Genomic DNA, 11409 nt, shown 5'->3' on the forward strand with positions numbered 1-11409 from the left:
GTATACTGCGCCGATGGCACGCATGCTGTACCTTCGCGACATCGAGGTCGATGTGGATGTCCGCTGCCTCGCCTGCGGACACGAGGGCGTGCTGCCGCGTGCCGCCATGCTCCGGCGCTTCGGACCCAATTACCCGGTGCTGTCCATCGCCCCGCACTACCGCTGTTCGCGGTGCGATTCCCGCGACACCGAAAGCCGGCCGGCCGCCCCGCCCGTGACGTTCGCCGCCGCGGCGGAGGTGGAAGAGGCGCCTTCCTTCGCCGGCCCCCTCGCCGCACTGCAAGGGCTGCTTGACGCGGTGCGCGGCCGCGGGGACGAGGAGGAAGAGCATGAGGCGCCCCCTCCGCCGCCCGCCGTTGCGCCGGCATCGGCGATCCACGCGCGCGCCCTGCCTTCGCTCGAACTGGAAGACCTGATCGCCGACACCACGCCTCCCGAGGCGGCGGGACGCCGTCCGTTGTGGGAGCCCGTGTCGCTCGCCGACATGGCGGCCGATCTGCGCGATGACGATCCCGACGAGGCCGAGCCCCTCATCCACGAGGATGAGGACCAGGGCGACGAAGATGAGGACGCGGACGCTTCCGACCTCCCCCGTCCTTTCGCCATCGCCGACGCCGGGCCGGAACGAGCGACGCCGGAGGATGACGACGATCCGGTCGCGCACTTCAACCGCACCATCGCCGCCCTGCGCGGGATGCTCGGCGACGACGACACGCCACGGGACGCGCCGCGGCCCAAGGAGTCTCCCCGCCCGCCCGTGGTGAATCGCGACGTGGATCGCGACGACGAGCCTGAGGACGACGAACCGCCGCACGCCGTCCCCGGCCCCCTGCTGGCGCGCACCGATTTCGAGGACGAGGACGAGCCTTCGGAAGACGAATCCCCGGAGGAGGAGCCCGCGGAAGACGATCCGGCGGATGAGGACATCGTCGCCTTCGCCATCCGGGACCCGGAGAAGGCCCCGCCCCGGCGGGAGCGCCCGATCGATCCGGAGGAGCAGCCGCTCGACAAGACCCTCGCCGCCCTGCGCAACATGGTCCAGGAAGCGGCCGGCGACTCCGACGACAACGAGATCGATGATGACGACGACACGGGCGAGGACGCGGCGGAGGAGTTGCCGGACGACTTGACCGTCGGTTGGCGGCCGGAGCGGGCCCCCGACGAGTCCGCCACGCCCTCGCCGCGCCCCCGGCCGCTGTTCTTCGCCGACGATGAGAACGAAGACGAGGACGATCTGCGGAAGGGCGACGACCTTGATGATGAGGAGATCCCACCCCCGCGGAAGTCCGCCCAGGAAATGGACATGGAGGAGGCGTTGCGCGCCCTGCGCGCGCTCGTCGAGCAGGAGGATCCGGAGGAGGACGACCCGCTGCCTCCCCTGCCGCCCACCCCGATCCCCCTGCGGGCCGGCCGGCCGAGCATGTCCGAGCTGATGGAGCAGGCCACGCAGGGCGAGGAGGACCCGTCCGAATGGCCGGACGGCACCGACGGCCGGAAGACGGCGCCCCCGTTCCCCACCCCCATTCCGCTGGGTGTGGCGCCGGATGAGGACGACGACGAACCGCTCGACCTTGCGAACATGGTGGAGGAGCCGCGCCCGGCGCCCGAGCCGAAGTCGACGGTACGAGGGGTGCCGAAGGGGGACGACACGAAGAGGAGCGGGAAGGCCGAGTCGGGTTCGCTCGACAAGACCATCGCCGCCCTGCGCAGCATGCTGGAACTGGACGGCAAGCGCGGCCGGTAGGCCGTCAGCCCCAGTAAGCCCTCAGCCGTTCTCCGCCAGCACCGACCCCGCCAGATAGAGCGACCCGCAGATCAGCACGCGCGCCGGCCCGGCTGGGGCGCGTTCCAACAGGTCGGCCAGCGCCGCCGCGACGTCCGGCGCGGAGGCAGAATCCGCGATGCCGCAGTCCCGGGTGGCCGCGGCGGTGTCCGCGGCGGACAGCGACGCCTCCTCGCCGGGGATCGCCACGGTGCGCGCGGCGGTGACGAAGGGCGCCAGAGGCTCCAAGAACTCCCGGGGCTCCTTGCTCGCCAGCATGCCGTAGACCAGCAGCAGCGGGCGCTTGGGGTCCTCCTGCGCCCAGGCGGCGGCCTGGACGGCCAGCGCCTCTCCCGCGGAGTCGTTGTGGCCGCCGTCCAGCCACAGCTCCCACCCCGCCGGCAGGCGCTCGGCCAGCGGACCGCGGGTCAGCCGCTGCAGGCGGGCGGGCCACTCCACGGCGGCGAGGCCACGGCGCACCGCGGCGTCGTCCACCTTCACCGGCAGGTGATCCAGGCAGGCCAGCGCCACGCCGGCGTTGACGATCTGATGCGCGCCGGCGAGGCCCGGCGGCGGCAGGTCGATGCGGCGCTGGGGGCTTTCGAAGCGGAAGCCGGTGGCGGTGGGGGTGACGCGCCAGCCGTGGATGGGGGCGCCGACCCTCGCCGCGTGGACCACCAGCGTGCCCATGGCCTCGTCGGACGGCTGCGGGAAGAGGACGGCGGGGACGCCCGGCTTGAAGATGCCGGCCTTCTCGCCCGCAATCGCCTCCAGTGTGTCGCCCAGGAACTGGCGGTGGTCGTAGGAGATGCGCGTGATCGCCGTGACCGCCGGCCGGTCGACCACGTTGGTCGCGTCCAGCCGCCCGCCGAGCCCGGTTTCCAGCAGCACGACGTCCGCCGGCTCCCGCGAGAAGGCCAGGAAGGCGGCGACGGTCGTCACCTCGAAGAAGGTGATCGGCGCGCCGGCGTTGGCGACTTCGCATTCTTCCAGCAGGGCGGCCAGCCGGTCGTCGTCGATCAGCCGGCCCGCCACCCGGATGCGCTCGTGGAAGCGGACGAGATGCGGCGAGGTGTAGACGTGCACGCGCAGGCCCGCCGCCTCCAGCATCGCGCGCAGGAAGGCGACGGTGGACCCCTTGCCGTTGGTGCCGGCCACATGGACCACCGGGGGCAGGCGCCGTTCCGGATGGTCCAGGGCGGCCAGCAGCCGGTGCACGCGGTCCAGCGACAGGTCGATGACCTTGGGGTGCAGACCCTTCAGGCGGTCGAGCACCGGGTCGGCGCGCGACCCCTCAGGCTTGGTCCCCATGGAACCGACGTCTCCCCTGTTCAGCCCGTCAGACCAGCCACATCAAACCGGCTGTTCGGCGCCGGTCTTCTCCGCGCCCGCCTGGGGCGGGGTGGCATCCGGGGCCTCCGCCTGGACACGGGCCTTCTCCTCGGCGGCCGGCTGCGTGGTCGGCAGGATGGCGGGGACCTCGTCCAGGGACTCCGGCTCCGCCGGGACCAGGGACGTCTGCATCAGCAGGGCCAGCACGCGCGACAGGGTCGGGCGCAGGTCGCGGCGATGGACGACCATGTCGACCATGCCGTGCTCCAGCAGGTATTCGGAACGCTGGAAGCCCTCCGGCAGGGTCTCGCGGATCGTGCTCTCGATCACGCGGGCGCCGGCAAAGCCGATCTGCGCGCCCTTCTCGGCGATGTGGATGTCGCCGATCATGGCGAAGGAGGCCGTGACGCCGCCGGTCGTCGGGTCGGTCAGGACCACGATGTAGGGCAGGCCGGCTTCCTTGACCATCTCCACCGCGATGGTGGTGCGCGGCATCTGCATCAGCGACAGGATGCCTTCCTGCATGCGCGCCCCGCCCGAGGCCGGGACGACGATCAGCGCGGCGTTCTGCGCGATGGCCGCGCGGGCCGCCGCCAGGAGCCCCTCGCCCACCGCGATGCCCATTGAGCCGCCCATGAAGCCGAAGTCGAAGGCCGCCACGACCGCCGGCTGCCCGCCGATCAGGCCGGAGCCGACGACGATGGCGTCATGCCGGCTGGTCTTCGACTGCGCCTCCTTCAGGCGGTCGGTGTAGCGCTTCTGGTCGCGGAACTTCAGCGGGTCGACCACGGTCTTCGGCAGCTCGATCGACTGGTACTCGCCCTCGTCGAACATGGAGGCCAGACGCTTGATCGGGTCCAGCCGCATGTGGAAGCCGCAGTGCTGGCAGACGTTCAGGTTCTCTTCCAGGTCGCGGTGGAAGAGCATCGCCTCGCAGCTCGGGCACTTGTGCCAGAGGTTGTCCGGAACCTCCTTGCGGGCGTACAGGGCGCGGATCTTGGGGCGGACGTAGTTGGTGAGCCAGTTCATCGAAAGGTTTCCTGAATTCCCGCTTTCCGGGTTTGCCTTTGGCCAGTCTCGGTGCCGGTCTTGGTTCAGCCGCGCGCCCGGCGCACGCCGGCGGCAAGATCGCGCACGAAGCCCAGCACGTCCTCGACCAGACCCGGCCGGGCCTTGCCCGCGGCGTCCAGACCGTCGGCGATGCGGGTCACGATGGCGGAGCCGACCACCGCCGCGTCGGCGACGCGGGCGATGTTGGCGGCCTGCTCCGGCGTCTTGATGCCGAAGCCGACGGCGACCGGCAGGTCGGTGTGGCTCTTCAGCCGGTCCACCGCGCCGGCCACGGCGGCGTTGTCGGCGCTGGCCGTGCCGGTGATGCCGGCGATCGACACGTAGTAGACGAAGCCCGAGGTGTTCTGCAGCACCGCCGGCAGACGCTTCTCATCCGTGGTCGGCGTCGCCAGGCGGATAAAGTTCACCCCGGCCTTCAGCGCCGGGATGCACAGCTCCTCGTCCTCTTCGGGCGGCAGGTCGACGATGATCAGCCCGTCCACCCCGGCCGCGACGGCGTCCGCCAGGAAGCGATCCACCCCGTAGGCGTGGATGGGGTTGTAATAGCCCATGAGGATGACCGGCGTGTCGGCGTCCTTGGTCCGGAACCCGCGCACCAGATCCAGCGTCTTGCGCGCCGTGGTGCCGGCGTGCAGCGCGCGCAGGCTAGCCGCCTGGATCGCCGGGCCGTCGGCCATCGGGTCGCTGAAGGGCAGGCCAAGCTCGATCAGGTCGGCGCCGGCGGCCGGCAGCCCGTCCAGCAGGGCGCGGCAGGTCTCCAGGTCCGGATCGCCGGCGGTGATGAAGGTGACGAGGCCGGCGCGGCCCTCCGCCTTCAGGGCGGCGAAACGCTTGGCAATACGACCTGATTCCGTGCTCACAGCTTCACTCCCAGATGCTCGGCGACGGAGAAGATGTCCTTGTCGCCGCGGCCCGACAGGCACAGCACCATCAGGTGGTCCTTCGGCAGTTTCGGGGCGCGCTTGACGATCTCCGCCAGCGCGTGCGCCGATTCCAGCGCTGGGATGATGCCCTCGGTGCGGGCGCAGAGCTGGAAGGCGTCCAGCGTCTCCTGGTCCGTGGCCGAGACGTACTCGACGCGGCCGATGTCGTGCAGCCAGCTGTGCTCAGGCCCGACGCCCGGATAGTCCAGGCCGGCGGAGATGGAGTGGCCCTCCAGGATCTGCCCGTCCTCGTCCTGCAGCAGGTAGGTGCGGTTGCCGTGCAGCACGCCGGGGCGCCCGCCGGTGATGGAGGCGGCGTGCGCCAGCGGGCCCTTGTCGATGCCGTGGCCGGCGGCCTCGACCGCGACCATCTTCACCGTCGGCTCGTCCAGGAAGGGGTGGAACAGGCCGATGGCGTTCGACCCGCCGCCGACGCAGGCGACCAGGCTGTCCGGCAGCCGGCCCTCCAGCTCCTGCATCTGGGTGCGCACCTCGTCGCCGATAACCGACTGGAAGTCGCGGACCATGGCGGGGTACGGGTGCGGGCCGGCGGCCGTGCCGATCAGGTAGTAGGTGTCGGCGACGTTGGTGACCCAGTCGCGCAGCGCTTCGTTCATCGCGTCCTTCAGCGTCCGGGCGCCGGAGGTGACGGGCACGACCTCCGCCCCCAGCAGCTTCATGCGGAAGACGTTCGGCTGCTGCCGGGCGATGTCGGTCTCGCCCATGTAGATGACGCATGGCATGTCGTAGAGCGCGCAAACCGTCGCGGTCGCCACGCCGTGCTGGCCGGCGCCCGTCTCGGCGATGATCCGCTTCTTGCCCATGCGCCGGGCCAGCAGGATCTGCCCGATGCAATTATTGATCTTGTGCGCGCCGGTGTGGTTCAGCTCCTCGCGCTTGAAGTAGATCTTGGCACCGCCCAGCATCTCCGTCAGGCGTTCCGCGTAGTAGAGCGGATTCGGCCGGCCCACATACTGCTTGAGCTGCTGGCGAATTTCGCCCTCGAAGGCGGGGTCCGCCTTCGCTTCCTTGTAGGCCTTCTCCACCTCAAGGATCAGCGGCATCAGCGTTTCAGCGACGAAGCGGCCGCCATAGATTCCGAAATGCCCACGCTCGTCGGGGCCGGAACGGTATGTGTTGGGTCTGGTCATGGCCTGGAAAACTGCCTGAAGCGGGTACGAGGGCGCCCGGAAGGCGCCACCATAGCGGCGCGGCGCCCGGATTTGAAGCGTTCGCCGCGCGTCATGTCGACATCGCCCCCAAGATGGGGACGGGACGGAGCCGGGCAAGGGGGGCCTCACCCTCCCAGCGGCGGCGCGAACATCAGGCCGCCCTTGCTCCACAGCGCGTTCAGCCCCCGCTCGATGCCGAGCGGGGAGCCGGCGCCGAGGTGGCGGTCGAAGATCTCGCCGTAGTTCCCGACCTGGGTGATCACCCGCAACCCCCAGCCGTCGTCGAGGCCGAGTCCCCAGCCGAGCCCCGGCGTCGCGCCCAGAAGCTTGCGCACCTCCACGTCCACCGTGTCCTCCTTCACCGCCGCGGCGTTGGCGGCGGTGACGCCCTTCTCCTCGGCCAGGACGGTCGCCAGGAAGACCCAGCGCACGATGTCGAACCAGCGCTTCTCCCCGGTCCGCACCATGGGCCCCAGCGGCTCCTTGGAGATGGTCTCCGGCAGGATGACGTAATCGTTGCTGTCCGGGGCCATCAGGCGCCGCTGGGCGTACAGGCTCATGCGGTCGCTGCTGAACAGGTCGCAATGGTGGTTGAAGAAGGCGGAGGTCGCCCCCTCGTCGGAGCGCACCCGCTTCAATGTGAGGCGCGCCCCGCTGCGGGCCATCCAGTCCTCCAGGTTGCGCAGGGAGGTGGTCTGCTCGATCGCGCAGACCGACGTCGTGGTCTTCGCAAGGTCGTCGAGATGCGCGACACCAAGCGACCGGTGGGCGATGAAGCCCTGGCCGTCGAACAGGTAGACCGTCGGGAAATCCACCCCGAAGGCGGCGTCCCGCTGCAGCGTCCAGGTGGTGCCCTCCATGACCACGTCCACCTCGCCGTTGCGCAGGATGGCGAAGCGGTTCTCGGCATTGGCCTCCACGAACTCGACGCGGTCGGCGCTGCCGGTGACGGCGGCGGCCAGCGACCGGCACATGTCGGCGAAGAACCCCCGCCAGCGCCCGGATTCGTCCAGGATGGACAGCCCGCTCCCGCGCGAGGTGACGCCGCAGCGCAGGACCCCCGCCTCCTGCACGGCCGCCAGGGTGTCGGCCCGCGCCGGCCGGCCGGGAAGCGCCCCGAGCACCGCAAGCTCGAGGACGGCGACCCCGAGAACCATCCCGGCAAGAGCCCGGACCAACCGCATCGCCCCTCCCCGACCCGCAACATCCCTTGTCCCAGAATCTTGCGGGCAACCGGCGCGGGTCAAGCGCCCGTTCCGGGAGGTCGCTTCTGGGGGCCGGTTTGCGCGGCGGCGGCGCAACGTGCTATCTGACGGGGGTGACCGGTCGGGTTGACACCGGTGGGGTTGACAGGGGGACAGGGGCATGCGGTTTCCCCGGCTGGGCGTGGCGTTCCGCATCCTGGCGGGCTTGACCGTGATCGCCGGCCTCACCGTCACCACCAGCGTGGTGGCCGTGTCGCTGTTCGGGCGTTTCCAGGAAGGGTTCGAGCAGGTCGCCGCCGCGAAGGTCCCCGGGCTGATCAGCGCCTCGCAGCTGGCGCAGCAGAGCGGCACGCTGGCGGCGAACGCCCCGGCGCTGGTCGCTGTGCAGAGCCAGTCGGTGCGCGAGGCGGTGATGTCGCGGCTGGGCGACCAGATCGTCCTGCTGGAGGACCTGATGGCCCGCCTGCGCGTCCGCGGCGCCGACCCCGTCGACCTGGCCGAGCTGGAGCGCCGCAAGAACGAGCTGGTCGGCAACCTGCTGGCGCTGAACAGCCAGGTGGAGCGGCAGCTGGCCGCGTCAGCGGAGGTGAGCGGGCTGGTTAACCGCCTGATGATGCTGGCCGAGCGCGTCCGCCAGGCGGAGCAGACCCTGCTGGACGACGTTCCCCTGCCCGCCGGCCCCGACGAACTGGCCGAGGCCTACCGGCGCGAACGCATCATCGACCATTGGACCGACGCGGCCTACCACGCCGCCACCATCATGCTGGCGGCCTCGCGCGCCGACCACGAGGCGCGGCTGGAGCGGCTGCGCGACGATTACCGCGCCGCGATGGACCGCGCCGCCGCCGCGGTGGCGGAGCTTCCCCCGGACCTGCTCGCCGGGGCCGAGCCGCTGTACCGGGAGCTTCAGGCCCTGGGCCTGGGTGAACGCAACCTGTTCACCGGCCGGCAGGAGGAGATCGTGCTGGCGCGCACCATCAAGGGGCTGGTCGCCCGCAACCAGAACGTCTCCGACCGGCTGGTCGCCGCGGTGTCGGACCACGTCATGGCAATCGAGCGCGACATCTCCCGCCGCTCCGCCGAGTTCGAAGGCGTCATCCGCAACGGGAAGCACGCCATCCTGGTGATGGCGCTGGTCTCGATCCTGGGCGCCGTCGGCATCTTCTTATACATCCACAAGAACGTGGTGCGGCGGCTGCGCGGCCTGCAGGAGGCGATGACCGCCTCCGCGGCGGGCCGGCCGGTGACCATCCCGACGCGCGGCCTGGACGAGATCGCCGACATGGCCCGCGCCCTGCACTATTTCGTCGCCACCATCCGCGCCCGCGAGCGCGACCTGTCCGACGGGGAGCGCCGCCTGCGCGCGATCCTGGAGCAGAGCCCGGTCGGCGTGTCCATCGGCCGGGCCAATGGCGCGCATCCGTTCCAGACGGTGGCCTTCGCCAACGCCCGCGCCGCGGAACTGGCCGGCCAGCCGCTGGACGCCTTCGTCGGCAGCCGGCAGCCGCTTCCCCTGCCCCCGTCCCTTCCCATCGAGGTGGCCGGAGCCGCCCACGACTTGGTCGCCCGCGACGTGGAGGTCGCGATCGACCGGCCGGACGGTACCCGCGTCTGGGCGCTCCAGACGATCCAGCGCACAGAGTTCGAGGGCCGCTCCGCCATCCTCGCCTGGAGCTACGACATCACCGCCCGCAAGCGCGCCGAGGAGGCGCTGCGCCACGCCAAGGAGCAGGCGGAGGTCGCCGCCAAGTCGAAGTCCGAGTTCCTGGCGACCATGAGCCACGAGATCCGCACGCCCATGAACGGCGTGCTGGGCATGCTGGAGCTGATGGCCCTGACGCCGCTGAACGCGGAACAGGCACAGATCGTCACCACCGTGCGCGACAGCGCGACCGCCCTGCTGCGCATCATCGACGACATCCTGGACCTGTCGAAGATCGAGGCCGGCAAGCTCGACCTGGAGGAGATGGACCTCGACCCGCGGGAGCTGGTTGAGGGCGTGGCCGAGCTGCTGGCGCCGCAGGCCCACCAGAAGCGGCTGGCGCTGGTCTGCGACGTCGACCGCTCGGTGCCGCCGGTGGTCCGGGGCGACCCGGGCCGGCTGCGTCAGATCCTGTTCAACCTGGCCGGCAACGCCATCAAATTCACCGACGCCGGCCGCGTCGTCCTGCGCGCCCGGCTGGAGGGCCGGCCAGAGGACCGGTCGGAAGGCGCTCCCGCCGGGGATGCCGTCCGCCTGCGCTTCGCGGTGGAGGACACCGGCATCGGCATCAGCGCGGCCGGCCAGTCTCGCCTGTTCCAGCCCTTCAGCCAGGCCGACAGCTCGACCACCCGGCGCTTCGGCGGGACCGGGCTGGGGCTGGCGATCTGTGCGCGTCTGGTGGAGATGATGGGCGGGCGCATCGGCGTGGAATCGGCCCCCGGCCACGGGGCCGTCTTCTGGTTCTCGATCGACCTGGCGGCGGGCGACCCGGGCGTCCAGCACCCGGATGGGGGACGGGCCGATGGGGGATGGGCTAACGGGGGACGTGACGCCATCGACCTGTCGGGCCTGTCCATCCTGGTCGCCGACCCCGATCCGGTGCAGCGCGCCGTCCTGATCCGCAGCCTGGAGGACCGCCAAGCCGCCGTCGCCGACGCCACCACCGCGGAGGAGGCGGTGGAACTGCTGACCCTCTCCGGCGCCGACCTGCTGGTCCTGGCCGGCGGCCTGCCGGACCACCACCCGGACGACGCGCCGGGGGAGCCCAACCCGCAGCTGACCGCCACCGAACTTCTGCAACGCATTCGTCAGGCCGGCGTCCGCCCGCCGCCGACCCTGCACCTGCTGGACGGGCGCGATCCGCCGGCCGACTGCCCGGACGGCCCCGGCGCCGATCAGGCCCACGACCACCTGACCCGCCCGGTGCGCCGCGATGCGCTGTTCCGCAAGCTGGCGATCCTGGCCGGCCGCGCCGCCCCGCTCAGCGAAGCAAAGTCCGGCCCGGCCGATGCGGCGCTGGACGGATCGGCCCTTCCGGGACCGGCCTTCGCCGATCCGGAGTCGGGCGTCCCGATCCTGGTGGCGGAGGACCACCCGACGAACCAGCAGGTGATCCTGCGCCAGCTCCGCCAGTTGGGGTTCGAGGCCGACCTGACCGCCGACGGGCTGGAGGCCCTGACGGCGTGGCGGAGCGGGCGCTACCGCCTGCTGATCACCGATTGCCACATGCCGCGCCTGGACGGCTATGAACTGGCACGCCAAATCCGGAACGCCGAGTTCCGGGATTCGGAAACGTCATTCGGCGAAAACCGTCCGCGCCTGCCGATCGTCGCCATGACGGCCAACGCGCTCGCCGGCGAGATGGAACGCTGCGCCGCCGCCGGCATGGACGACTACATCGCCAAGCCGGTGAGCCTGAAGCAGCTGGCCACCGTGCTGGACCGCTGGCTGGGCGAAGGTTCCGCCACCCCGCCAGAGGACTCGTCCGCCGCCGTTGCCGCCGACACCACCCACGTGCCGCTCGACCTCGCCCATGTCCGCGAGACCTTCGGCACGCTCGACCGCACAGCGCTGGAACTGCTGGCCTATTTCCTGGAAACGACGCGGCCCCTGCTCGACAAGGCGGCCTGCGCCCTGGAACGCGGCGACCTGGACGCCGCCCGCGCCGCGGCCCACACGCTGGCCGGTGCCGCCCGCACCGCCGGTGCCAACGATCTCGCCTGGCACAGCGCGGCCCTGGAGGTCGCCGCGGAGGCCGGCGACGGACCGGAGGCCGAACGCTGCCTGGAGGCGATGCGCGCGGCCTTCCCGGTGGTGGAGGCGGCGATCAACACCATCCGCATCGGGGAGGGCGTGTGGTGACGGCCCGTGGTGGAGGGACGGCCGCCGGCCGCTACCCTTTCGCGATATGTCGCCTGGAACGTCGAACACCATCCATCGCGCCCGGCTGTTGGACTTTCGT

7 protein-coding genes are annotated in these 11409 nt (G+C 71.3%); 2 read left to right on the plus strand and 5 right to left on the minus strand.

The window, feature by feature from the left end:
• The first annotated feature begins 22 nt into the window (after positions 1-22).
• Positions 23-1744, plus strand: a complete 1722-nt coding sequence (locus M2351_RS13960) for a hypothetical protein (RefSeq protein ID WP_264656644.1) — start codon at positions 23-25, stop codon at positions 1742-1744.
• A gap of 21 nt (positions 1745-1765) precedes the next feature.
• Here the strand turns inward: M2351_RS13960 and M2351_RS13965 are convergent, their stop codons facing one another.
• The 5 genes from M2351_RS13965 to M2351_RS13985 form a co-directional block, all read right to left on the minus strand.
• Entirely contained in the window at positions 1766-3073 is a 1308-nt protein-coding gene (locus tag M2351_RS13965) for a bifunctional folylpolyglutamate synthase/dihydrofolate synthase (RefSeq protein ID WP_264656645.1), read from the minus strand.
• 42 nt (positions 3074-3115) lie between these two features.
• The gene (accD, locus tag M2351_RS13970; protein ID WP_264656646.1) at positions 3116-4123 is read right to left on the minus strand and encodes an acetyl-CoA carboxylase, carboxyltransferase subunit beta; all 1008 of its coding nucleotides are present in this window, start codon (positions 4121-4123) and stop codon (positions 3116-3118) included.
• Positions 4124-4188: 65 nt separating this feature from the next.
• A complete protein-coding gene (trpA, locus tag M2351_RS13975; RefSeq protein ID WP_264656647.1) occupies positions 4189-5025 on the minus strand; it encodes a tryptophan synthase subunit alpha in 837 nt (278 codons plus the stop codon).
• Positions 5022-6239 carry a tryptophan synthase subunit beta gene (gene trpB / locus M2351_RS13980; RefSeq protein ID WP_264656648.1) on the minus strand — a complete coding sequence of 406 codons (1218 nt, stop codon included), beginning with the start codon at positions 6237-6239 and terminating at the stop codon, positions 5022-5024. The genes trpA and trpB overlap by 4 nt, the downstream gene beginning before the upstream one ends.
• Positions 6240-6385: 146 nt before the next feature.
• On the minus strand, positions 6386-7444 hold the full coding sequence (locus M2351_RS13985) for an amino acid ABC transporter substrate-binding protein (protein WP_264656649.1): 1059 nt from the start codon (positions 7442-7444) through the stop codon (positions 6386-6388).
• Between the two features lie 181 nt (positions 7445-7625).
• Here M2351_RS13985 and M2351_RS13990 point away from each other — a divergent pair, with 181 nt between their 5' ends.
• Positions 7626-11309 carry a response regulator gene (locus tag M2351_RS13990; RefSeq protein WP_264656650.1) on the plus strand — a complete coding sequence of 1228 codons (3684 nt, stop codon included), beginning with the start codon at positions 7626-7628 and terminating at the stop codon, positions 11307-11309.
• The last annotated feature ends 100 nt before the right edge of the window (positions 11310-11409 follow it).

It is taken from the genome of Azospirillum canadense, from assembly GCF_025961225.1.
GTDB lineage: Bacteria > Pseudomonadota > Alphaproteobacteria > Azospirillales > Azospirillaceae > Azospirillum > Azospirillum canadense.